Source organism: Sporosarcina sp. A2, from assembly GCF_050858885.1.
GTDB lineage: Bacteria > Bacillota > Bacilli > Bacillales_A > Planococcaceae > Sporosarcina.
In genome coordinates, this window is record NZ_CP193898.1 from 747,376 (window position 1) to 770,624 (window position 23,249).

Consider the following 23,249-nt stretch of genomic DNA (forward strand, 5'->3'; position numbering starts at 1 on the left):
TATGAACTTGCCTTTTTTGCCAACATTGAGCACAGCGCTCATTATTATTTCGGGTATTCTAGTTGTCATTGGATGGATACTGATTCGCAAAAAGCGTAAGCAAGCACATAAAAATGTAATGATAGCTGCATCTATTTCAGCGCTTTTGTTTTTAGTAATTTATTTATCCCGTACAATTATCGTTGGGAATACATCGTTCGGTGGTCCGGACAACATTAAAGTCTATTATACGGTGTTTCTCATCTTCCATATTTGTTTGGCCACTTCTGGGGCGGTACTAGGGGTTCTGTCGCTAGTTTCGGGATGGAAGAATAACTTGCCAAGACACAAACGTTTAGGACCTGTAACGAGCATTGTGTGGATCTTTGCAGCTCTAACAGGTGTTGCTGTCTACTTGTTGCTTTACGTTTTCTATAAAGGCGGAGAAACAACGTCGATGATTAAAGCAATTTTAGGATTCTAACACAAAAACACGCATGACCCATTTGGGACATGCGTGTTTTTGTATGGTTTTATTCAAGCTAGACTTTAAAATTCATTTTAATGATACCTGCTTCAATTGCAGTAGTGAAGAGGATCACGACCATCGGTCCGATAAAGAATCCAAGTACGCCGAACAACTTCAGCCCGATAAACATTCCTATTAAAGTAGGAAGTGGAGACAATCCGATTTGAGCGCCCATCACTTTAGGTTCCACTGTTCTACGAATGATAAGTAACACAGCACCTAAAATTGCCAGTTTCGTTCCGAGAGCTACATCGCCACTTACATATTGATACAAAGACCATGGAGCTAAAATGATAATAGAACCTAAGATAGGAATTACATCGATAATCCAAATGACTAACGCCATAACGACTGCATACTTTGGAACAATTAATAGTAGACCAATGAATGCGACCACTAGAATAATTAAACTAACAAGTAGTTGTGCTTTCATGAAGCCGATTACTGTTGCATTTAGTTTGGTCGTCATATAGCGAACTTTTTCAGCGGTGCGGTCTGTTAACAAATTAAATGCACCTTGTTTTAATTGAGGAAGTTCTAGCATAAACAAAAACAATGCAATTAAGAAGACGATGAAACTCACGAGGAAATTTGGAATTTCAGAAGCGAGTGCAATAATCTTTTCGTAGCTCAACAATTCAAGAAGGGAAGTTTTGAAGGAAGTGAGCGCAGCTGTTAATTGTTTTTGAGTTGCTTCGACAATATCATGGGGCATCCCAGAAGTATATTTGAAAACTTTTTCTTGCATATCAATCCAAACACCGGATAATGAGTTTAAATATTCAGGTGCATCTTTTGTGAATTGAATTATTCTGCCGATCAATGATGTCACCGTATAATAAATCCCGATTGAAACAAGTAAAACAACGAAAATGAATACGGAGATTACCGATAGTTTTCGCTTCCATTTGAACTTACGCTCTACTAATTTAACGAGTGGGTCAATAACCAATGCTGTTAGCAATGCTAAAATTAGCGGTATGGAAACCGGGAGTATAAAAAATAAAGCAGCGGCTGCAAGGAACACAGTCACTAGAATAAGGAAAGTTCGTTTTGTTAACCATTTCGTCACCCGGCATTCCTCCAAATCGTGTATTATTTCTATTATAGCCAAAACATCTGTAAATGGATACAAAAACCGGAGAACATTACATTCTCCGGTAAGCAGTTATTTTTTTACATTGAAAGCTTGTAGGTCTTTCACTAAGCCTGCTAATGTTTTCTTGCTATCATTTACGACGAATGCAGGATAGATTTCATCCTCACCGTATTCAACGCCATGTGGATAATAATGTTTTCCAAGTTGAGGCGTAATGAATTCAATGATGGCTTCATCCTTACCGACATCTCCAGTAGGAGTCAATCCGTACACGCGCAAATAGTAGATACCTTCACTGACAGTATACTTTTTGTCGAATGTCACACGTTCGTAGTCCCACTGACCAGCAAGAACTAAGTCATATCTTTTAGCGATTTCTTCAAGATCGGTTAGGCTTACAGCCAGTTCTTCTAGACCTGTGTTTGTAAAATCCATTGATTAACTTCCTCCTTATGCAACAGTAAATCGTTTTCTATTCGTCTACAATCATAGAACAAATGGAAGGCGGTTGCAATGGCAACATTGTGTCAGCGAGGGGATTTACGTGGGGTGAGGCGAAAAGGATGTCTTCGACAACTGAAGTTGATTAAGATAGTAGTAATGAGATGCACGGATGCTAGATGAAAGAGGGGGTTGGGGTATGAAAAGAATATGGAAAGTGGTCGTAATATTGCTGATTGCTCTTCTAATATTTTACTTTTGGGATGATGGTTTCAGAGAGAACGATCCCTTGGAATCCCCCGTTCAACCGGGGACTGCCATAAGTGGGAATGAAGGATTTGAACAGCAAGGCATGACAAATGCTAAACGTCCTGAAAAAGGAATCTCGACTTTAGTCGGTAAGACATCTAAAGAAGTAGTCGGGCAATTTGGTGAGCCAGATCGCAAGGATCTTTCTGTGTTCGGTTTTGAATGGTGGATTTATACGGCGAATCCAATGATTATGGTAGGGATAACTGATGATGGAACGGTGAATCAGATATATAGTGCTGATACTAAAGCTGATGTTTATCCGTATGAGAACGGGCAAAGCAGTCAGGATATCTATCGTAGTACAATTATTGAATCTGAATTAGAAGTAGTAGTTGGTGAGAACCAATATACATTTGTTTTAAACGGGGATGACATTAAGAACAAGATGTTAATACAGTCTGAAGGTCTTTTCACGCAGTTGTATATGGATGAAAAAGGTGAGGAATTGGAAGGTGTTCGATTCATCGACCCGGTGACGCTCGTCATGCAGCAACCTTATGATCTCTTCTATAAAGGGGATCTAGTTGAAGTGAAGAAACCTTCCTCTAAAGACCAGATGGCGGTAGACCGCGCATTAGAACGTCAAATACTCGATATTACAAATATTTATAGAGCGAATCATGGTTTCAGTAACTTGAAGAAAGATTATCAGCTTCAAGTGGTAGCGCGTGAACATAGTAAAGAGATGGCTTTACAAAACTACTTCTCACAAGACTCACCGACATTAGGATCGCTAGCAAATCGACTGAAACTAGCAGGAATAGATGTGAAAAAAGCAGGTGAAAACATTGCATTGAATTATACAGATGCGATTGAAGCTGTTCATGGCTGGTTGAACTCACCTGCACACCAAGAGGTCCTGCTAGATAAGAACTTCACGCATATTGGAACGGGTGTGTATGGCAACTACTACACGCAAAACTTAATACAAGAAGTGGAGAAGTCGTCAAAACAAGACTAAAGGGAATTAGGAATTACCCAAGTACCTTCTTCTGAAGCAGCAATTCCTCTTACACAAAGAGGAATTGCTGCTTTTTTTGCATAGAGGGCGGCACGTTGCTGGATAACCGGTCGTTCACATTCTAGGAGTGGAAGAAATTCGTCTATTGTCAGTGTCGCGAACTTTTTTGCGCTAGGATTGATATGGGGATCGGCTGACATGACGCCAGGTACATCTTTGAAGAATTCAACATGGGATGCTTTCAGACTACTCCCTAGTGCGATTGCGGTCAGGTCACTCCCGCCACGCCCGAGAGTCATATAGTCTCCTGTTGCACTCATACCTTGGAAACCTGGAATAATCAAACAGGAATAATCCTGCAAATCTTTTTCGATGGAGCTTGTCTCGATGGTCTCTATTGTTGCGTTACCGAATGGCCCTACAGTCTGTATTCCTGAATTCACACTGTGCATTACTTTGTTTCGGATTCCGGCTTTTTCTAGTTCTGCACTAAGTACAGCAGATGCGATTAATTCTCCACAAGAAGCAGCGAGATCCCATGCAGCTGTAGATTCTTCAAACGCAGGTGTAATTGAAAGCAGACGATCTGTTGAATAGGGGCTTTCTTGACGACCAATGGCAGAAACGACCGCAATTACTTGATTATGCAAATAGATGCCTTCTTGGATTCGATCAATACATAAACGGCGCATCGCGTGATCTTTCATCGCTGCGCCACCAAACTTTTGAATAATCATCTCGTCTCCCAACTTTCTTCGTGACATTCACACGGTTCATTTCATAAGCTGTGGTATGTTCACTCTTACTATATTCTCTCGTAAGAAAAACGTTCGGGAAGGAGAAACGGATTTGTACTTAATTGAATTGCTAAAAGACTGGCCGTGCACAATCAAAGGCAAGTGGCGTGATGTTTCTGTTGAAACAGTTACAGAGCATCCTGAACGTATCACGGAGAAATCTTTGTTTTTCGCAAGAAAAGGAGCTCAATTCGATGGTCTCGACTCTGTGTGTCGTGCAATAGAGATGGGAGCAGCCGCAATTATTATAGATCGGACCGTTTCAGAAAATAAACTTGCGCAGTGGTGTGCTAGGGGGGCAACAATTGTTACAGTACCTGACTGCAAAAAGTTTTTGTCTCATTGTAGTGCGCAACTCGCTGGCGAGCCTGCGAAAGAACTGACGATAGTAGCTGTGACGGGAACCAATGGTAAAACAACTGTGACTCATTTCATTGGTCAATTACTTACACATTTCGGCGTCAAGGTAGCGGTTCTAGGGACGACTGGATGTTTTATTAATGGAGAGAAGGTCGAAGAAGTAACTCCTCAATTGACGACACTAACAGCAGAGTATTTGCATCCGTTATTACGTAAGTGTGTAGATAGAGGGGTTACGCATATCGCATTGGAAGCATCTTCACTTGGTTTGGAAATGGACCGATTGATGCATTGTCGTGCAGCTATAGGAGTTTATTTAAACATTGGTGAGGATCATTTTGACGAGCATGGTGGTAAGAAATCCTATATTCAAGCGAAAAAGATATTAACTACGTTATCCGAAACCCTGCTGGTAAATTGCGAAGACGTAGAGTGTATGAATTTAGTAAAAGATGCCGGGGTACCTATTCAGTTATTTGGAAGAAATGTGGCGAATGGATTCATGCCATCCGAAGAATTGGTCAGTATGTTGCCTCCTGGAGAGCATAATCGATTGAACGCCATGGCAGCAGCGAGTGTTGTCAATATGCTAGGTTTCTCTGAAAGAAAGATTTTTGAGGCGTTTGATGTACTAACCCTCCCAGAAGGACGCATGCAACGTCTACCGAATTTAGGGAGAGAAGTGTATATCGATTACGCACATACCCCAGATGCCTTGTTAGCAGTGCTACAAGCCATGAAAAGTTTGAACCCTCGGAAACTGATTTGTCTATTCGGTTGTGGCGGGAATCGCGACAAACAAAAACGTCCGCTCATGGGAAAGATTGCCGAGGAGATATGTGATGTTGTTGTGCTTACATCTGATAATCCTAGAAGTGAAGATCCAGCGGTGATTGTGGAAGATATTATGAGAGGCGTTCAGAATCCATCGTCAATCCTAGTGGAAGTAGACCGAAAAAAGGCGATTCATCAAGCTATCGTAACTAGTGATCCTGGCGATATTATCCTGATTGCAGGGAAGGGCCACGAAAAAGTTCAATTTGTCGCAGGAGTCGAACTTGTCATGTCCGATTATGAGGAAGCATTATCAGCACTTAAGCAGTTGGAAACCGTTCAAGAGTAATCATGTGATGCGTTTACTCCCTCTATTTGGTACAATGAAGAGGAATGGAGGGGAAATCACTTATGATGATGACCGACGAATGGCTTGCCATCATCGAACAGACAGACGAATTGGCAGAGATGATTTTAACTTCAGAGGTATTAGTCGATTATCGTTCCACTCATCAAGCAGTCTACAGTGATCCAGATCTAGTCAAACAAATTCGGGACTTTTCTGAGATGAAAGACCGCTATGAAGAGGTACAACGATTCGGAAGATACCATCCGGATTATAATATAGTAATGAAATCGATTCGGCTCGACAAACGAGCATTGGATATGAATGAGAAGGTTGCAGCATTACGGTTAGCAGAGAATGATGTCCAATATATGTTGGACGAAATCAGTGCGAGTATTGCGTATTCCGTCTCTGAATCTGTGAAGTTACCAACTGATAATACCTTTGTGACAGAATCCTCTTGTGGAGGAAGTTGTGGAACTGGTGGCGGTTGCTCATGTTCAGCATAACTAATCTACATTAAAGAACATTAAAAGGCAGATGGCTCAATTTGAGCCATCTGCCTTTTAATGTTCTAGCAACGAATCTAACAGTTTCATAACAGATTCTGGCGAATTCGTTATGAATCCTGATGCACCTGCTTGTGCAAGTTTAATGACATCATCATTTGATGTGTTTTCTACATAAACTGCGATATTCAGCTTCTTTAAGAAGTGGATGAATCCGTCATTGGCTGGTTGGAATGGTCCGATTTTTCCAGCAAGCACAACGAGATCTGTCCGAGGATGATATAAATGTCCAAATCGACTTGTGTAAGCTGTGTAGGCTTGCTTCAGTTCCGCTTGACCTGCACCGACTGCTGCAAGATGCTGCGTATACAAATTAAACCGATCGACTTGTTCATCGTAATTACTGATTACTGCGACTTGGTCTTGAGCCTCACATTCTTCCAAGAGTTTCCACAACTTAGAAGGCATTAGGCTTCCTTCATAAGTGTCTGGTGAGTCTGCTATCCGTATGAGGAAAAGGAGATGTGGATAGGATGCTAACATATCTTTAAGTAAACAAGACAATGCGTCTGGTTCGCTACCGCTGACTACAATGATTTCTTCATGAGCAGTTAGTTTTACATCCATAGACAGACCATGAACGCCAAGAGAAGCAGCCTTCGCGGCTTGTTGCTCTATATCTCGAAGATTTCCTAGTTGTTGGATTACAATGGGGCCTTCAAATGAAAGCGCTTTTTTACCTGGCCGAGCAGTTGGACGCATAATCGCTTTCGAGGCGGCCCATGCTGCTGCACCAGCTGCACCGACAGATAGGGCTAATTTTGTTTTTCTTCCCATGTCTATTTCCTCCTTTTGGAACTGTTGCATTCATTATAAGGCAAATCGGACGAACTGTCAGTAAAGTCTGGTTGCAGCACTTTTGAAACCTATGGTATTGTTAGGGGAAGAAAAGAGGGATACTATTGGTTGATCGTCAAGGTGTTATCATTTATCTCCATCACTTGAAACAGGCGAAATCGTTCCGTAAATACGGACACGTTCACTATATATCACGACGCATGAAGTATGTTGTCCTCTACTGCAGTCAAGACGACGTCGAGGACGTTATTCGTAAAGTTGAGAAGCTCTCGTCAGTGAAGAAAGCAATTCCTTCATATCGACCTTTTGTGAGCACAGAATACGAAAATGTACGTCCTGACAAAGCCAAGGAATACGACTATGATTACAAAACAGGTTTGTAACGTTAGTCGAGTGGTGGTAACAAGTGATTGAGTCGCAAGATACCAGTAACGTACTGGTAGAATAATTTTGTTTCCGGAAACTCAGACGAGTGTTTGAGGTCGACCGGAATGGGCTTACTACCTACCGAAGCAGCGGCTTCTTCAAAAACCAGTTGTCGTTTAGATGGACTCTCTTCTTTTGAAGGAATTCCTTCACGACATATATAGATTGGATAAAATCCACCTTCACCAGCAGGTGAGAAAGAAGCTGCGATAGATAGACAACGCTTGCCTTCTTTTGTTGTTGCTGTGAATAGGAATGTACGTTGAAGTCTGCTCGCATTTGTTTTTATAAGCTCACATAATTCATAAATATCTGAGTATCCTTCACCGAGTTCAATGAATCGTTGTTGTCGCATTTGTCATGCACACACCTTTCAAAAAGTATCTTGTTCATCATAGCATGCTCAAGCCTTCTTTGCAGACCGGTTTAAGTGGATCTAAAGGAGTTACACTATGAGAGTAATCGCTGGTACGAGAAGGGGAATCCCTTTGAAATCAATCACAGGTACAGATACGCGCCCCACTTCAGACAAAGTAAAGGAAGCCTTGTTCAGTAAAATCGGCCCTTTTTTTGACGGTGGAGTTGCGGTAGAGTTGTTCGGAGGGAGTGGGTCGCTAACTTTGGAAGCGCTCTCGCGTGGATCAGACAGTGCGTGGATCTTTGAGAAGAATTCTAAAGCTTGCACAGTCATCAAAGAAAATGCAGAGAAATGCAAGTTCTCAGAAGAGCTTCGAATTGTTCGAGGGGATGCAAGAACAGCGGCATCAAAATTATCTAAAGAAGGTATCGTTGCAAACTTGCTATTTTTAGATCCGCCGTATGCAAAAGAGGAATTTTATAATTTAGCAGAACAGTTTGTGGAACAAGGTTTGTTGGCGGATGATGGAATTATTGTTTGTGAGCACGAAAAACAACTGACACTACCGACAGCATATGGTGCATTCGAATCCGTAGGCACGACGGTATATGGCGGAAGTGCAATCACTATTTATAAGAAATGAGGGTCTACCATGTCTAGAGTGGCTGTAGTGCCAGGAAGTTTTGATCCGTTGACAAATGGTCATCTCGATATTATTAAGAGAGCCGTAAAGATTTTTGACGAAGTGCATGTTGTCGTGATGAATAATTCATCTAAAAATCCGTTATTTAGTGTCGAAGAGCGGCAACAGCTTATTGCTCAAGCGACTGCGGAGTATCCATCTGTTAAGATTGACTCATCCTCGGGGCTGCTTATCGACTATGCAAAAACCATTAATGCTATTGCAATTGTTAGAGGATTGCGTGCTGTATCGGATTTTGAGTATGAGATGCAAATCACCTCGATGAACCGCTTTTTGGATGAAGACATCGAAACATTTTTTGTCATGACGAAAAATCAGTATTCCTTCCTCAGTTCTAGTATCGTTAAAGAAGTAGCGAAGTACGGTGGCGATGTATCCGCACTCGTTCCAGAGACGGTCAATCGTGCGCTAAAAAAAGTGTATACATAAGTAGGAAACAATGGGATGGCGATTGCCGTACCCATTGTTTTTTTTTATTTATTGGCATAGATCCTTTTACAAAAAACAGGTGCCTAGTAATTGAGAAAATCTTCTAGAGTTAGAAATCGTTTTTTAGAGAAGTATATATAAGAATACTGGGACGGTTAAAACGCTCCAAATACGACCAATGACATAAGGTTTAAGCGATAGTTCAGCAGCACGGGCGATGACGAATACTTGCATGTGGATGCTCAGGCCGTTAATCGAAAGGATAGCTGCAATTAAATACGGGAAAATCGGTTGTCCATAAAAGTGCTGCGTTGCAGATTGTACGCCTGAGGTCATTTCAAAGATTGCCAATACTACAGTTTTTACAATTCCCATTTCAACAGAAGCGGCAGCCTGGATCACATTGGTTAAAACACTACCCAGTGATGAAAAAAACACTACAGTAGTCGCCACTAAAATGATGATGGACGAGCTTTCTTTAAAAGCGTCTAACAAAGGAGCCTTACTTGGTGTGAATACAGGAGTGCTTGGCGGTCCGTCATTTTTAGCGCGTTGCGATGACATCAACCTAAGAACAAAAAGGAAAAAGATGATATTAGCTACGTGAATGGCAATGAGCAACTTCCAACCGGACATGGAGTTTCCGAATAACTCTAGCCCTACGAATCCAACAATGAACATCGGACCTGGAGCATGACACGCAGCTAAAAGAAGACTACTTTCATATCTAGAAAGTTGTCCGCTTCGCTTCATTTCACTCACTGTAACCGCGCCTACAGGAAATCCTCCGAAGGATCCGAGTGTATAAGCTTTCAAATAGCGCATCCAAGCAGGAGAAGAATTTTTTGAAACGGGTAATTTTAAGAGCCATTGGGTTAGAATGATGTAGGGTAGTAAATAAGGAAGCAGGGCTGTTGCAAACAATTTCACACCTGTTTCCGCTCCGTCATGAGCAATCCCAGGTTGTAAGATGAATAATGCAATGAGCGCCCAAATCACGACGACGTTAATCAATGGTTTCTTGCAAGGATAAACAGTGTGGCATTCATGCTTGCGGCTCCTTTCTGTATGAGATGAAAAGCTTGAGCAAAAATTATTGTGTCATGCATTTTTCAGATGGTACACTTAACCATATGTGAACGAAGTACAGGCTATTAATGGAGGTGCAAGTAAAATTACAATTAAACGAATCGGGATCACCGCAATGCTAACTGTTTTAATCGCTTTGTTTATGATTTATCCACTAGACAGTTACGTGTCTCAACCTGGTGGAGCATATGAACTTTCACCACTTGTTAAAGTTGAAGATGGTGATGAAAAAGATACAGGAACGTTTAGTTTGATGACGATTTCAGTGGGTAAAGCAACTCCTGCAACGTACGTATGGTCGAAGGTTTCAGACAAAATGAAGTTGCTCCCGGCGAATAAGGTTAGACGTCATGGAGAGAATGATCAGGAATACAATGTGCGTCAATTACGTTTGATGAGTGATTCACAGTTTAACGCCATTACAGTTGCTTTTGAAAAAGCAGGGAAGCCTGTGGAAATAGACTTTGCAGGTATTTACATTCAACATGTTGTGGAAAATAGTGCGTCAGACGGTAAATTAATAGCAGGGGATCGAGTGGTCGGGGTAGATGGTAAACCACTGTTGGAACCGGATCAGTTTGCTACTTACGTAGCGGATCAGCGAAAAGGGAATGTAATTCAAGTAGAAGCAGAACGCGAAGGGAAAAAATTTAACACAGATATTACGTTGAAAGAAATTCCGGGTGCAAAAGGAAAAGTTGGGCTAGGTATTCAGTTTTTAGAAGATCGCTCCTTAAAAACGATTCCGAAAGTGAACTTCAATACGGCTGAAATCGGTGGGCCGTCCGCGGGACTGATGTTTACTTTGGAAATTATAAATCAGTTGGACATGTCGGATATTACCAAGGGGTATACAATTGCTGGTACCGGTGAAATGCTTCCGGGCGGAACAGTGGGTCGAATCGGTGGTATTGACTTTAAAGTGATGGCTGCGGACCGCGACGGCATGGAGATATTCTTTGCACCGGATGACGAACTGCCTGAAGAAGTGAAAGCCGCAAACCCGGGGATTATGAGCAACTATGAAGAAGCCGCAGAAACTGCGAAAAAAATAGGTACGAAAATGAAAATCGTACCCGTCAAAACTGTAGATGATGCGTTGAGCTATTTAGAAAAGTTGAAACCGAAAAAATGATTTATAAGATTCTAATCGGAGGCATCCGATAATCCATTCCTAGCAGTGGATGAACCGGATCGATTCCGAAAGCGTAGAGATCCGTAGCAGATGCAGAGAATTGAGTAGAGTCACTTTCGAATTTAGCGAGGCGGCTCACTACAGGCAACTTCATCTCATCTTTCTTTTCTTTTAAGTAAGCTTGCCCAATTTGTGTCATGCCAAGCAATCTTAAATGATCAGGAGCCTGCATGGATAATCGATTCTGATAAGTAAAACCTGTGTAGATATGCGTAAGCATTCTCTGGATCCTTGTCCATGTATACCGTTTAGATTTCACGATCCCCATGAACTGTTGGAATGTCGTAGCCTGTTTAGCCGCTTTGTATAATAAGTTTTCAATTCCTTCTGTCACATCGGCAATTGAAGCGAGTTGACTAGGTCCATCGCGAATTATTTGAAATCTGAGAATCGGATAAAATCGATCCCAGCTACCGAACTGCCCTCGAGTGTTGAGCCAATCTTTCAAAGCGTCATAAGAAGAATCAGGCACGAATTGACGAATGTTTTCGGTGTTTTCGCTTTCGAAAAATTCTTTCCGTATCCCTGTCGCGCTGGCAATCGGTACACCGTGCGTGACATCATCATGGTACCCAGCCCCAAGACGTGGAAGAGTTGCAGGTAACATCGATGAATTGATCGTTCTTGCAGCCTCCATGTAGTGAAATCCTAAAATGTTGTTTGGTAACGACAAGTCAACAATGTCTTGTTCCGCTTCGGATGAATGTATTAGTTGAGAATATGCTTGGTTAAGTGCTCTCGGATAACTCATTCCTTGTTGAATAGATTCACGGATGACAAATTCATATTGAGGTTGGACTGAAGCGATGCGGTTCAGCGTCGTGGTGAACGGTGCGATTGTTCCATTCTCGCTCCCGAAACAAAAACTTGAACAGCCAGCTGCATCTAATAGTTGTATGGCGCCTGATGCGAAAGAAGGTGCGTGTGCAGTGGCGCATTCGTAAGGGAGCTCAAATACGATGTCTACACCGTTTTCTAGAGCCATTTGTGTGCGTGCCCATTTGTCGATGAGTGCAGGTTCTCCACGTTGCAAGAAGTTTCCGCTCATCACTGCAATAACTAGATCGGATTCTGTTTGAGCTTTTGCAGAGGCAGCATGATACAAGTGTCCGTTATGGAAAGGATTATATTCTACGACAATGCCAACGGCGTTCATGGAAATCACTCCTGTTTGTGTATTTCTATTCTTTTAGTATAATGAACTAAGCGAACAAGTGACAAGAAAATATCTTGACATCTTTTTTTATCCGCTATATAATCAAAAGTGTTGTCTTGAGGTGATAGGCATGAAATGGTCAATTCATCAATTGCGTAAGTTCAGGCAGGGAGCAATGCCGCTTGACGAAGTGGTTGATCTTGGATCTGTAAGGGAAAGAAACCCGGAAATTCGGGCGATTTCACCTGTTCAGTTAACAGGAAGTTGTACAGTAGGTTCTAAAAAGATATCGTTTCATTTCCACCTTGAAGGTTCGTTGACATTACCCTGTGCACGCACATGGGAAGATGTTCATTTTCCGTTCTCGATTGAGTCGGACGAGCAATATAGTTGGGATGAAGACGTGCTAGCACAGGATGACGAAATTCACCCGATTACGGGAGATATGGTCGATCCGATGCCAGTCTTTCAAGAACTCATTCTTTTGGAAGTACCATTACAGGTTTACTGTGATGATGCGGATGCCATGACGGAAGCCTCCGGCACGGGTTGGTCGTATGCGACTGACGAAGAGTACAATCTACAATTGGCAGAAGAACAGGATAAGAAAACGGATCCTAGACTTGCAGGCTTAGCAAGATTTTTTGAATCCGATAACGACTAGTCGAAATAAAGGAGGTGCCCTCTAATGGCAGTACCAAAGAGAAGAACATCTAAAACCAAAAAGAATATGCGCCGTACACATTACAAGTTACAAGTTCCAGGTATGACTACTTGTGAAAACTGTGGTGAAATGAAATTGGCACACCGCATCTGTAAGTCATGCGGTCAATACAAAGGGAAAGTCGTTGTAGGCGAATAAGCAAGATTCTGCCGCAACTCCTTGATAGCATTTGCTATCTAAAGACTACCGTGAGACCATGGCTCACGGTAGTCTTTTTTTTATACATAAAAATAAGGGGAGGACCACTCATGTCATATACAATTACATCTGATCCGGAGATTGTTACCTTTACAATTACACGTCCTGAAGTACGCAACGCAGTGAACCATCACGTGATGGATGGGTTAGAGGAATTTATCAGCCAAATTGAGCAAAATCATTCGATTAAATGGGGTGTGATTACATCTGAAGGTGGAAAAGCTTTTTGCTCAGGTGGCGACTTAGGAGAGTTTCATACTCTAGAAACAACCGCTCAAGCACTTCCTATGCTTTCACGCATGACTGAACTCTTATACAGACTTGCGACATTACCAGTGCCAGTCGTCGCTTTGATGGATGGTGCTGCTGTTGGTGGGGGTTGTGAGATTGCCTCAGCATGCGATTATCGTTTGATGAAGTCCGGAGCTAAAGCAGGGTTCATTCAAGGGACTCTTGCGATTACTACTGGGTGGGGTGGGGCTTCGTTGCTCTATGAAAAAGAAGGAGACCATAATAAAGTTCTTCAACTCCTGTCGGAAGCTCGAGTTTACTCAGCGGATGCGTTGCTAGAGTGGGGATGGATTACAGATACCTTTATGGGGGAAAAACAAGTTGCGCTCGACCGATTTACTACAAAATTCTCTCATATCGAGTCTTCTGTATTAAGAGCTTATAAAGCGATTGCAATCCGGAAATGGGAACAAACAGACTTACGGAATCGTATGATTCAAGAGTGCCAGCACTGTGCGATCCTTTGGGAGTCGGAGGAACATCATCAAGCTGTTCGGCAATTTCGCAACCGCTAAACGGTAATTTTTATAGATTGAATATTCAAAAGATATGAGAATAGTTGAAAACGGTTTCAATGTTCAGATAAACTAGTAAGTAGATAAATGGATTTCATCTATCTGTTCGAACAAATGACGAGGAGGAAACGAATATGGCACAAGTACTTTCTACAATGACAGGCACAGTATTCACGATTGAAGTTGAAGTAGGACAAGAAGTGAAAAAAGGGGATGTCGTTGTTATCCTTGAATCAATGAAGATGGAAATCCCTGTAGAAGCAGATATGGACGGTAAAGTAGCTTCTATCGTAGTTAAAGAAGAAGATTTCGTGGACGAAGGCGACGTCATCTTAACGTTTGAAGACTAAGTAGAACAGCTAAGGGGGTAGTTTGCATGACGAACAATACGGAAGAACAAAAGGGGTACAACCAGAAGTTGGAACAGCAACTCGAGAAAATTTTTGCAGGCGGTCAACGAAAGTATCATGAAAAAGCAGCTCAACAAGGAAAGATGTTTGTGCGAAAGCGTCTTGAACTGCTGTTTGACGATGGAGAATATACAGAGGACGGTCGTTTTGCAAATTGTGAAGCAGGAGATTTACCTGCAGATGGTGTCGTTACCGCGATGGGGAAAGTGGGCGGCCAGACAGTTTGTGTCATGGCAAATGATTCAACAATTAAAGCAGGGTCATGGGGATCTCGCACAGTAGAAAAAATTATTCGCATACAAGAAACCGCGGAAATGCATCGGGTACCTATGTTGTACTTAGTGGATTCTGCTGGAGCACGTATTACGGATCAGTTGGATATGTTTCCGAACCGTAGAGGGGCCGGGCGAATCTTTCATAACCAAGTGAGATTATCTGGGTTCATCCCGCAGCTATGCGTTCTGTTTGGACCGTCTGCGGCTGGTGGGGCGTACATACCTGCTTTTTGCGATTTGGTCATCATGGTGAAAGGGAATGCCTCGATGTATTTAGGTTCTCCAAGAATGGCGGAGAAAGTCATCGGTCAAAAAGTTTCATTAGAAGAAATGGGCGGCGCAGAAATGCATTGTTCAGTTAGTGGATGTGGGGATGTATTGGCTGAAAACGAAGAAGAGGCGATCTCTGAAGCAAGACGATATCTTGCATTCTTCCCAGCAAACTTTACAGAGCCTGTTCCAATAGCTGAAACAGTTGAAGCGAAATTGGGTCGTTCCTTAGAAGAGATCATTCCTGAAAATCAAAATGCACCCTTCGACATGTATGAAGCAATTGATACACTAATTGACGAAGGTAGTTTCTTTGATGTGAAAAAGAAGTTTGCACCAGAACTGATTACAGGTCTAGCTCGTATCGATGGTAAAGCCGTTGGGATTATTGCAAACCAACCAAAAGCAAAAGGTGGCGTGCTGTTCGGAGATTCTTCCGACAAGGGTGCGAAGTTCATAAATCTGTGTGATGCATTTTCGATTCCCTTGCTGTTTCTTGCGGATGTCCCAGGGTTCATGATTGGGACGAAAGTGGAAAAGGAAGGAATCATTCGCCACGGAGCAAAACTCATTATGGCCATGAGTTCAGCAACGGTGCCTAAAATTTCTGTCGTTGTCAGAAAAGCTTATGGAGCTGGACTGTATGCCATGGCTGGCCCTGCATTCGAACCGGATGTATGCATTGCCTTACCTACTGCTCAGATCGCCGTGATGGGACCGGAAGCCGCAGTTAATGCTGTCTATTCAAATAAGATTGAAGCTATTGAAGATCCTGAAGAACGTCGTGCATATGTTCAACAGAAACAGCAGGAATACAAAGCAGAAATCGATATATACCGATTAGCGTCAGAAATGATTATCGATGAAATCGTAAAACCTTCTGATTTACGAGCGGTTCTTGCAACGAGATTTGAACTATATAGTACGAAAAACATTCCGCAACCCCCTCGTAAACATCCAGTTTACCCGGTTTAAAGAAGCAGATAATCGTCCGCCAATTGGCGGACTTTTCTCTTAGATAGGAGGGACGGACATGCAAATCGTAATTGCCGGTGCAGGAGCAATGGGACTCTTGGTTGGATCGTACTTTGCGCAAACGGGTCAATCGATTGCGTTTTATACAAGACGAGAAGAACAGGCCGCACAGTTGCGTGAAAAAGGTTTGAATAGAATCGTAGATGGACGATCTACTGTATTTCAAGTAGATGCTTTTTCACGACTATCGCTAGCACCATGTAATGCTCTGTGGATTATAGCTGTGAAGTCTAGAGATCTCACATCCATCATTGAGCAATTGGAAGCTCACGCAGAACCAAGGCATTTGTTGTTCATTCAAAATGGATTACGTCATTTGGAGGTCGGGCGTGAAACCTCGGTTCCTTCTGTAGCAATCGGTTCATTGACACATGGTGCACTGAAGGAAGACGATAGAACGATTATTCACAAAGGGTTTGGAGTCATGAATCTAGCTGAACTTAAAGGAAGTCCCGAGCTTTCTAATGAGCTTTTGAAACTTCAATCCCTCCAGTTTCCTATACATAGACATTCCGATGCGTTTCAGATGTTGATGGAAAAAGCAATCATCAACTGTTGCATCAATCCTATAACGACAATTCTTGAAATGAAAAATGGAGAGATCCTTGAAAATAGTTATGCCCACGATGTAATGAGGAGTGTGTATGAAGAGATTGCAATGGTTTATCCGCAAGTGGCAAAGGCTGTCTCTTTTTCGCAGGTTGAAGAAGTTTGTAAAAAAACAGCAGAAAATCAGTCATCGATGTTCAATGATAGACGTAACAAAGTACCAATGGAGATTGATACGATTATTCATGCGATTCTAGAAGGTCATGAAGAAGAAATGCCAGTTTTATATTTGATGGAGAAATTATTGAACGCTATTGACGGAAGGGTGGATCGTGCATGAAAGAGTTGTTGCAGTTCTTGTTAGCGCTCATCATTTTAGTGCCGTATGTGTTAACGATTGTTATCTTTATGAGTGCTAAAATTAGCGGTCGCTCTTCTGTGAAGTCTTTTCGAATTGCGGCAGACTCAACAGTTCCTTTTTTGTTTCTAGCAGTAACCCTATTACTTAGAATGACTTTCGGCACTCAATCTAGCATCATGCTAGTAGTTGCTGTACTCCTAACTGGGATTGGTTTTGCAGTTTTAGAGAGATTACGGAGCAAAGAGTTTCGCGTCCAGTTCATGTTGCGCAATATGTGGCGAGTGCTATTTGTGATTTTATCTTTACTATACATAACGTTACTAATTGGAGGCCTCGTGAAAACAGTTGTTGAGTTTATCGTGAAGTGACCGGAAGTAAGCGTATGTTTTTAAACAATCGCAGCAGAGTGATATACTCATTCCATATAAAAGATAGTGAAAAAAGGGGCTTGAAAGATGGAAATCACATCAAGAAATGTGCATAAAAGCGCCGTTATGGAAGCGTTTGAGACTAACAAAAGTTTTAATGAAACGTTCTTCGACTACACAAATCGCGAGGGAAGTTATAGTCAGCGATTAGCAGAGTTAACAAACCGTTCGTTTCAGAGAAATGAACTTGCGCGCACGATCCGCTCGTATATGGAGCCGTTTGGTGTGTCAGAAGCTGCATCTACTCACTTGGATGAACTTTCAAATGATGGGATTGTCGTAATAGGAGGGCAACAAGCTGGTTTATTAACGGGTCCGCTCTATTCGATTCACAAGGCAATTACCGTTATTTTGTTTGCCAAACAACAACGGAACGAGCTGAATGTACCCGTAATTCCTGTATTTTGGGTAGCGGGAGAAGATCATGATTTGGATGAAATCAATCATATTTTCACGGAGCAGGATGGTCGTCCGGTGAAACAGCAGTATCCTGAACGCTTTGTTTTTAAAACAATGGCATCGGACACTGTTTATGACAACGGACGAATGGAGGAGTACATCCGTTTAGTATTCCGTGACTATGAAGAAACTGTAAATACGAAGCAACTTTTAGAGGAAGTCTTAAACGCTGCAAAACACGAGCAGACATTCACAGGTTTCTTCGTTAGACTCATGAACCACTTATTCCAAAAGCACGGACTTCTTCTAATAGATGCAGCAGATAAATCCCTTCGTATGCTGGAGAGAGAGTACTTCGAAAATTTCATTACAGAGTCTGAAGTAGTTGCTGAGAAGATTGTGAAAACAGAACGATTATTCGTAGAAAAAGGATTTGGAACACCAATTCAAGCAACTAATGATGCTGCGAATTTATTTTATGTCCATGAAACTGGACGAGTGTTACTTACTCGAGAAAAAGATCTCTTTGTCAATGATGCAGCTGGAGTTCGGTTTACAACAGAGGAGTTATTAACCGTTGCCAAAGAGTCCCCATGGCTACTAAGCAATAACGTTGCAACGCGACCGCTAATGCAAGACATGGTATTCCCGGTTTTAGCATTTGTCGGGGGGCCCGGGGAAATCGCATATTGGGCACTGTTAAAAGATGCATTCCACCATTTCGATATGAAGATGCCTATTTTAGTCCCAAGAATATCAATGACATTAGTTACTCCAGAAACACAAAGGGCTCTTGAAAAAGCCGATTTGTCTTTTGATGACGTAATGGCTGGGGGAGTCATTATTCGTAGAGCTCAATTTTTAGAGGAGCATCAAGATAATACCCTCAATCAATTGTTAAAGGATACAGAAGCTAGCATTCAATCTCAATACGATAAAATGGCAGAACATATTACTGATGTAGATCTTGCTAGCCTCACTGAAAAAAATCGCGCGTTCCATTTACGGCAGGTAACATACTTGAAAGACAAAGCCGAAGACGCATTGCTAAGAAAATACGCGGCGGCAATTCGGAATTACAGTTTAATTGAAGGGGATTTATATCCTGAACGTAATCTGCAAGAGCGTACGTATACGCCATATCCATATTTAAATACGTACGGACCCACGTTAATTGATGATTTACTAAATGAAACATTACCTATAAATGGGCAGCATGTTGTAATTTACTTATAACGAATCTGTTAAAGCATCTCTAGTGCACGCATACTGTGCAAATGGAGATGCTTTTCTTTGTAATATTCGTCACAAACGCACTGAATGAAGTACTATTGATACATTTTCATTGCAATTTGGGAAATAGGTGGAGGAAAGTGGGGGGATGTGGTACATTAAATTTATATAGTGGGGTGAAGGGTATGTTCATGGGTGAATATCAGCATACAATTGATACAAAAGGCCGTTTGATCATCCCTTCAAAATTTAGGGAAGACCTTGCGGAAGGTTTTGTGTTGACTCGCGGACTTGACAATTGTCTCTTCGGCTATCCAATGAATGAATGGAAAAAGTTAGAAGAGAAGTTGAAAGCGCTACCCGTGACTAAAAAAGACGCCCGAGCGTTCACACGTTTTTTCTTTTCCGGTGCAACTGAAGTAGAACTGGACAAGCAAGGACGCGTAAACATTCCATCTTCACTACTTGAATATGCGAAAGTCTCCAAAGATTGTATGGTTATCGGTGTTTCTGGACGCTTCGAAATATGGTCCGATGAAAATTGGAAGACGTATTATGAGCAATCTGAAGAATCCTTCAATGACATCGCAGAGAACATCATGGACTTTGACTTCTGACGCTGCACGTTATAATTAGTAGAACGATTTAAATTTTGGAAAGCAGGCGGTACCAGTGTTCGATCACACAACTGTATTACTTCACGAAGCTGTTGAAGGCCTTGCTATAAAACCTGACGGGATCTATGTCGACTGTACGCTTGGTGGCGCAGGTCATAGTAAGGAAATCGCGAAGCGTTTATCGGCAAATGGAAGGCTCATTTGTTTTGACCAAGATATGACTGCAATTGAAGCAGCTCAAGAAACATTAAGTGAGTATTTGGACCAAGTTACATTCATACACGCTAATTTTAGTGAACTTAAAAACGAACTTCATCAAATTGATATCGAATCTGTGGATGGAATTCTGTACGATCTTGGTGTCTCTTCTCCACAATTGGACACACCTGAGCGCGGGTTTAGTTATAATCACGATGCTCCATTAGATATGAGAATGGATACTTCAGCTCCACTAACTGCTTATGAAGTGGTGAATGAATGGAGCTACCAAGACCTTCTTCGTATCTTTTTCCGCTATGGCGAAGAGAAATTCTCTAAAAGTATTGCTCGTAAAATCGAAGTAGCTCGTGCTGAAAAGCCTATTCAATCTACAGCAGAATTGGCAGAACTCATTAAAACAGGTATACCTGCAGCTGCAAGAAGAACCGGTGGTCATCCTGCAAAACGAGTATTCCAAGCAATTCGAATCGCTGTTAATGATGAACTAGGAGCTGCTGAAACGTCGCTAACTGATGCTATCGATTTACTTAATCCTGAAGGACGGATTAGTGTCATAACATTCCACTCCTTGGAAGATCGACTGTGTAAAACAATCTTTAAAGAAGCATCATCCCTTCCAGAACTGCCACCTAACTTGCCAGTAATACCTGAAGGATTAGACGTTAAGTTAAAGCTGATAACACGCAAACCGATGTTGCCAAGTGATGAAGAAATAGAAGCGAATAAACGAGCACGCTCTGCAAAATTGCGGATAGCTGAGAGAACGTAAAAAGGGGATGAGGAAAAATGGCTTTAGAGCAACGTAAACTCCAACCGCATTACATACCGGAACAGGAAACTCAAGCGAATCCTGCATCGATACCTGCTCCGAAATCTCGGAAGTTTTTCTCGCCAGGAGAAAAATTTCTAGCTGTTGTATTCATTGCAGCGGTTGTCATGTTTTCGACATCGGTACTTCACACACAAGCACAAATCAATGACACTAACAAAGATATGTATTACATTTCAAACAAAATTGAGGAAACATCAAAACAGAATATCGAATTGTCCAATCAAGTTAGTGAGAAATCGACGTATGAACGTATTTGGGAGAAAGCAAAAGCACTTGGCTTGAATCTAAATGAAAGTAACGTAAAGGTCGTGCCTGGACGATGAAGAAAAAGAAATTTCGATTTCAAGGTGGAGCCTTTCTAATGCTATTGTTATTTGGAGGGCTCTTTTTCCTTTTGTTCGGAAGAATGTTGCAAATACAAATAACAGGACAAATTGACGGACGACCTCTTGCTGCTATGGCAGACAAGAAGTATTTGAAAGAAAGTGTACTGCGAGCGAATCGGGGACAGATTGTTGACCGTTCCGGAGAAGTCATTGCAACAGACACATTAAGTTATCGATTAATTGCCGTACTGAGCAAAGAGGCGAGTAACGGTTCCAAGAAGCCTCAACACGTCACTGATTTTGAACATACTGCAGAAGTGCTGAGTCAATATATAAATATGGATAAAAGTGAGATTCAAAAACGATTTGAAGATGCGCCCAAGACAGCCTACCAAGTTGAATTTGGAAAGGCTGGCCGTTCGATTTCAAACGAAGTAGCAGATGCTATTAAGAAAGAAGAATTACCAGGAATCCGATTCTTTGAGGATAAAAAGCGACTTTATCCGAATGGGAATTTCGCTTCGTATCTAGTTGGGTTTGCCATGCCAGAAAAGGCAGAAGGCGAATCGGTGAAAACCGTTGGAAAGATGGGGCTTGAAAAAACCTATAACAAGCAACTTACAGGAACTGATGGCAAAGCGGACTTCAAAACAGATCGTTGGGGCATTCAACTAAGGGATACTAAAAAGAATATTCAAGCACCGAAGGACGGGAATACAATCCAGCTAACATTGGATAAGACAATTGAGAATTTCACTGAAGACGCGTTGAATCGTGCAGAAGAAAAGTATAAGCCGGAAAAAATGTTGGCAATTGTTGTGAACCCTAAAACTGGTGAGATTCTTTCAATGAGTCAGCGGCCATCATTCCATCCTGGAACGCGTGAAGGCTTGACAGGAAATTGGTTGAACGAGGCAGTGGAAGAAACATTCGAACCTGGATCCACCATGAAAATGTTCACTCTAGCTGCAGCTATTCAAGAAAATAAATGGGATCCGAATGCATACTACAAGTCAGGTCAGTATGAAATCTATGACAAAACGATTCGTGATGTTAACAAAGTAGGATGGGGAATGATTACATTCCTAGAAGGATTCCAACGTTCATCCAACGTATCTATGGCTTATTTGTTGGAACGCTTAGGAGATCAAACACTTGTTGAATACTTTGACGAATTCGGTTTCGGGAAGAAAGTCGGAATTGATTTGCCGAACGAAGCGTCTGGGATTATTCTCGCAAACTATCCAAGTGAACGACTGACGACGTCTTATGGACAGGGATCCACAGTAACTCCGATTCAAATGATTCAAGCAGCAACATCTATAGCAAACGATGGGAAGATGATGAAACCTTATGTCATTAACCAAATCATTGATCCGAATACAGAAAAAGTGTTAGAGAAACATGAGCCTGTAGAAAAGAAAAGCCCTATTTCAGAGGAAACTGCAAAGAAGGTCCGTGAGATTCTAGCTTCTACTATTACATCTGAACATGGTACGGGTAAGAAGTTTGCATTGAACGGATATGAAGCAGGTGGTAAAACGGGTACTGCGCAAATCCCTAAAACATCGGGAAGTGGTTATATTGCCGGAGACGGAAACTATTTGTATTCGTTTTTAGGAATGGCCCCAATTGACGACCCGCAACTGTTAACTTATGTGCTTGTTCAAAAGCCAAACTTACAAGCGGGACAGTACGGATCCGACCCGACTTCCGAGATATTTACATCCATTATGGAGAGTAGCTTGAAGTACTTGAACATTGCTCCTGAGAATAGTGAAACGAAAGAATCTATGAAATTGAAGGCGTACACAGGTAGTTCTTCGGAAGAAATTGTGGCAAACCTGACTGAACAAGGATTGAAACCAGTTGTTGTCGGAGAACCTGGAGAAATTGTTCAACAATCACCAGCTGTGAAGACCAAAGTATCTAAAGGCTCGATTGTCCTTTTGAAAACTTCTGGTCAAACGACTTTGCCTGACTTTACAGGATGGTCAAAAAAACAAGTGATGGTGTTTAAGAATTTCTCTGGTCTAGACATTAGGTTAAATGGTGAAGGCTTCGTTGTGAAGCAAAGTCTGTCAGCAGGTGCCAACGTATCTGCAAACGACCCAATTGTAATTACGCTGGAAGAACCTGAACAACTTAACCAACCTACTCCGGAAACTGAAGAAGAACCTGAAATAATCGGAGGATGATGAATAGAGGAGCACACACTCTCATAAATTAGCAGTAAAACGAGAGGT

The 23,249-nt window shown here is 41.9% G+C and carries 27 protein-coding genes; 20 read left to right on the forward strand and 7 right to left on the reverse strand.

Features of this window, described 5'->3' with window-relative positions; translation table 11 throughout:
* The first annotated feature begins 1 nt into the window (after window position 1).
* Complete coding sequence (locus tag ACRPI0_RS03315; protein WP_432354856.1) at window positions 2–463, forward strand: DUF420 domain-containing protein; 462 nt, start codon at window positions 2–4, stop codon at window positions 461–463.
* 58 nt (window positions 464–521) lie between these two features.
* Here ACRPI0_RS03315 and ytvI read toward each other — a convergent pair whose 3' ends face one another.
* Window positions 522–1,580: a sporulation integral membrane protein YtvI gene (gene ytvI / locus ACRPI0_RS03320; protein WP_432354858.1), complete on the reverse strand. Its 1,059-nt coding sequence runs from the start codon at window positions 1,578–1,580 to the stop codon at window positions 522–524.
* A 96-nt stretch (window positions 1,581–1,676) separates the two neighbouring features.
* A complete protein-coding gene (locus tag ACRPI0_RS03325) occupies window positions 1,677–2,042 on the reverse strand; it encodes a YugN family protein (RefSeq protein WP_432354859.1) in 366 nt (121 codons plus the stop codon).
* 205 nt (window positions 2,043–2,247) lie between these two features.
* On the opposite strand from ACRPI0_RS03325, the gene ACRPI0_RS03330 reads away from it, so the two are divergent.
* Window positions 2,248–3,321 carry a CAP domain-containing protein gene (locus ACRPI0_RS03330; protein WP_432354860.1) on the forward strand — a complete coding sequence of 358 codons (1,074 nt, stop codon included), beginning with the start codon at window positions 2,248–2,250 and terminating at the stop codon, window positions 3,319–3,321.
* On the opposite strand, the gene ACRPI0_RS03335 is transcribed toward ACRPI0_RS03330, so the two are convergent.
* The gene (locus ACRPI0_RS03335) at window positions 3,318–4,085 is read right to left on the reverse strand and encodes an aspartate kinase (protein WP_432354861.1); all 768 of its coding nucleotides are present in this window, start codon (window positions 4,083–4,085) and stop codon (window positions 3,318–3,320) included. The genes ACRPI0_RS03330 and ACRPI0_RS03335 overlap by 4 nt on opposite strands.
* A gap of 85 nt (window positions 4,086–4,170) precedes the next feature.
* Here ACRPI0_RS03335 and ACRPI0_RS03340 point away from each other — a divergent pair, with 85 nt between their 5' ends.
* Both ACRPI0_RS03340 and ACRPI0_RS03345 read left to right on the forward strand, forming a co-directional pair.
* Window positions 4,171–5,601, forward strand: a complete 1,431-nt coding sequence (locus tag ACRPI0_RS03340; protein WP_432354862.1) for a UDP-N-acetylmuramoyl-L-alanyl-D-glutamate--2,6-diaminopimelate ligase — start codon at window positions 4,171–4,173, stop codon at window positions 5,599–5,601.
* 62 nt (window positions 5,602–5,663) lie between these two features.
* Window positions 5,664–6,107, forward strand: a complete 444-nt coding sequence (locus ACRPI0_RS03345) for a YlbF family regulator (RefSeq protein ID WP_432354863.1) — start codon at window positions 5,664–5,666, stop codon at window positions 6,105–6,107.
* Between the two features lie 57 nt (window positions 6,108–6,164).
* Here the strand turns inward: ACRPI0_RS03345 and ACRPI0_RS03350 are convergent, their stop codons facing one another.
* Entirely contained in the window at window positions 6,165–6,944 is a 780-nt protein-coding gene (locus ACRPI0_RS03350) for a glycerophosphodiester phosphodiesterase (protein WP_432354864.1), read from the reverse strand.
* Between the two features lie 125 nt (window positions 6,945–7,069).
* Here ACRPI0_RS03350 and ACRPI0_RS03355 point away from each other — a divergent pair, with 125 nt between their 5' ends.
* Window positions 7,070–7,348, forward strand: coding sequence for a YlbG family protein (locus ACRPI0_RS03355; RefSeq protein WP_432354865.1), 279 nt, complete (start codon window positions 7,070–7,072; stop codon window positions 7,346–7,348).
* Window positions 7,349–7,350: 2 nt separating this feature from the next.
* Here ACRPI0_RS03355 and ACRPI0_RS03360 read toward each other — a convergent pair whose 3' ends face one another.
* Window positions 7,351–7,746, reverse strand: coding sequence for a DUF7147 family protein (locus tag ACRPI0_RS03360; RefSeq protein ID WP_432354866.1), 396 nt, complete (start codon window positions 7,744–7,746; stop codon window positions 7,351–7,353).
* 97 nt (window positions 7,747–7,843) lie between these two features.
* Between ACRPI0_RS03360 and rsmD the strand changes: the two genes are divergently transcribed.
* Together rsmD and coaD are read left to right on the forward strand one after the other, a co-directional pair.
* Window positions 7,844–8,392, forward strand: coding sequence for a 16S rRNA (guanine(966)-N(2))-methyltransferase RsmD (rsmD, locus tag ACRPI0_RS03365; RefSeq protein WP_432354867.1), 549 nt, complete (start codon window positions 7,844–7,846; stop codon window positions 8,390–8,392).
* 9 nt (window positions 8,393–8,401) lie between these two features.
* The gene (gene coaD, locus ACRPI0_RS03370; RefSeq protein ID WP_432354868.1) at window positions 8,402–8,881 is read left to right on the forward strand and encodes a pantetheine-phosphate adenylyltransferase; all 480 of its coding nucleotides are present in this window, start codon (window positions 8,402–8,404) and stop codon (window positions 8,879–8,881) included.
* Between the two features lie 123 nt (window positions 8,882–9,004).
* Here coaD and ACRPI0_RS03375 read toward each other — a convergent pair whose 3' ends face one another.
* The gene (locus ACRPI0_RS03375; RefSeq protein WP_432354869.1) at window positions 9,005–9,895 is read right to left on the reverse strand and encodes a hypothetical protein; all 891 of its coding nucleotides are present in this window, start codon (window positions 9,893–9,895) and stop codon (window positions 9,005–9,007) included.
* 121 nt (window positions 9,896–10,016) lie between these two features.
* On the opposite strand from ACRPI0_RS03375, the gene ACRPI0_RS03380 reads away from it, so the two are divergent.
* Window positions 10,017–11,105 carry a SepM family pheromone-processing serine protease gene (locus ACRPI0_RS03380; RefSeq protein WP_432354870.1) on the forward strand — a complete coding sequence of 363 codons (1,089 nt, stop codon included), beginning with the start codon at window positions 10,017–10,019 and terminating at the stop codon, window positions 11,103–11,105.
* A 1-nt stretch (window position 11,106) separates the two neighbouring features.
* Here the strand turns inward: ACRPI0_RS03380 and ACRPI0_RS03385 are convergent, their stop codons facing one another.
* The gene (locus ACRPI0_RS03385) at window positions 11,107–12,321 is read right to left on the reverse strand and encodes a nucleotidyltransferase (protein WP_432354871.1); all 1,215 of its coding nucleotides are present in this window, start codon (window positions 12,319–12,321) and stop codon (window positions 11,107–11,109) included.
* Window positions 12,322–12,451: 130 nt separating this feature from the next.
* On the opposite strand from ACRPI0_RS03385, the gene ACRPI0_RS03390 reads away from it, so the two are divergent.
* The 12 genes from ACRPI0_RS03390 to ACRPI0_RS03445 all read left to right on the forward strand — a co-directional run bounded on the left by ACRPI0_RS03390 (window position 12,452) and on the right by ACRPI0_RS03445 (window position 23,201).
* Window positions 12,452–12,985, forward strand: coding sequence for a YceD family protein (locus ACRPI0_RS03390; RefSeq protein WP_432354872.1), 534 nt, complete (start codon window positions 12,452–12,454; stop codon window positions 12,983–12,985).
* Between the two features lie 24 nt (window positions 12,986–13,009).
* Complete coding sequence (gene rpmF / locus ACRPI0_RS03395; protein ID WP_025785164.1) at window positions 13,010–13,183, forward strand: 50S ribosomal protein L32; 174 nt, start codon at window positions 13,010–13,012, stop codon at window positions 13,181–13,183.
* Window positions 13,184–13,293: 110 nt separating this feature from the next.
* Entirely contained in the window at window positions 13,294–14,049 is a 756-nt protein-coding gene (locus ACRPI0_RS03400; protein ID WP_432354873.1) for an enoyl-CoA hydratase/isomerase family protein, read from the forward strand.
* Window positions 14,050–14,183: 134 nt separating this feature from the next.
* Window positions 14,184–14,399, forward strand: a complete 216-nt coding sequence (locus ACRPI0_RS03405; RefSeq protein WP_432354874.1) for a biotin/lipoyl-containing protein — start codon at window positions 14,184–14,186, stop codon at window positions 14,397–14,399.
* A gap of 26 nt (window positions 14,400–14,425) precedes the next feature.
* On the forward strand, window positions 14,426–15,979 hold the full coding sequence (locus ACRPI0_RS03410) for an acyl-CoA carboxylase subunit beta (RefSeq protein WP_432354875.1): 1,554 nt from the start codon (window positions 14,426–14,428) through the stop codon (window positions 15,977–15,979).
* 58 nt (window positions 15,980–16,037) lie between these two features.
* Window positions 16,038–16,928, forward strand: coding sequence for a 2-dehydropantoate 2-reductase (locus ACRPI0_RS03415; protein ID WP_432354876.1), 891 nt, complete (start codon window positions 16,038–16,040; stop codon window positions 16,926–16,928).
* Window positions 16,925–17,317 carry a DUF3397 family protein gene (locus ACRPI0_RS03420; protein WP_432354877.1) on the forward strand — a complete coding sequence of 131 codons (393 nt, stop codon included), beginning with the start codon at window positions 16,925–16,927 and terminating at the stop codon, window positions 17,315–17,317. The genes ACRPI0_RS03415 and ACRPI0_RS03420 overlap by 4 nt, the downstream gene beginning before the upstream one ends.
* A gap of 87 nt (window positions 17,318–17,404) precedes the next feature.
* Window positions 17,405–19,012: a bacillithiol biosynthesis cysteine-adding enzyme BshC gene (gene bshC / locus ACRPI0_RS03425; RefSeq protein WP_432354879.1), complete on the forward strand. Its 1,608-nt coding sequence runs from the start codon at window positions 17,405–17,407 to the stop codon at window positions 19,010–19,012.
* A gap of 182 nt (window positions 19,013–19,194) precedes the next feature.
* Window positions 19,195–19,626, forward strand: coding sequence for a division/cell wall cluster transcriptional repressor MraZ (mraZ, locus tag ACRPI0_RS03430; RefSeq protein ID WP_432354880.1), 432 nt, complete (start codon window positions 19,195–19,197; stop codon window positions 19,624–19,626).
* A gap of 55 nt (window positions 19,627–19,681) precedes the next feature.
* Window positions 19,682–20,614, forward strand: coding sequence for a 16S rRNA (cytosine(1402)-N(4))-methyltransferase RsmH (gene rsmH / locus ACRPI0_RS03435; RefSeq protein ID WP_432354881.1), 933 nt, complete (start codon window positions 19,682–19,684; stop codon window positions 20,612–20,614).
* A 17-nt stretch (window positions 20,615–20,631) separates the two neighbouring features.
* Window positions 20,632–21,000 carry a cell division protein FtsL gene (ftsL, locus tag ACRPI0_RS03440; RefSeq protein WP_432354882.1) on the forward strand — a complete coding sequence of 123 codons (369 nt, stop codon included), beginning with the start codon at window positions 20,632–20,634 and terminating at the stop codon, window positions 20,998–21,000.
* The gene (locus tag ACRPI0_RS03445) at window positions 20,997–23,201 is read left to right on the forward strand and encodes a penicillin-binding transpeptidase domain-containing protein (protein ID WP_432354883.1); all 2,205 of its coding nucleotides are present in this window, start codon (window positions 20,997–20,999) and stop codon (window positions 23,199–23,201) included. The genes ftsL and ACRPI0_RS03445 overlap by 4 nt, the downstream gene beginning before the upstream one ends.
* The last annotated feature ends 48 nt before the right edge of the window (window positions 23,202–23,249 follow it).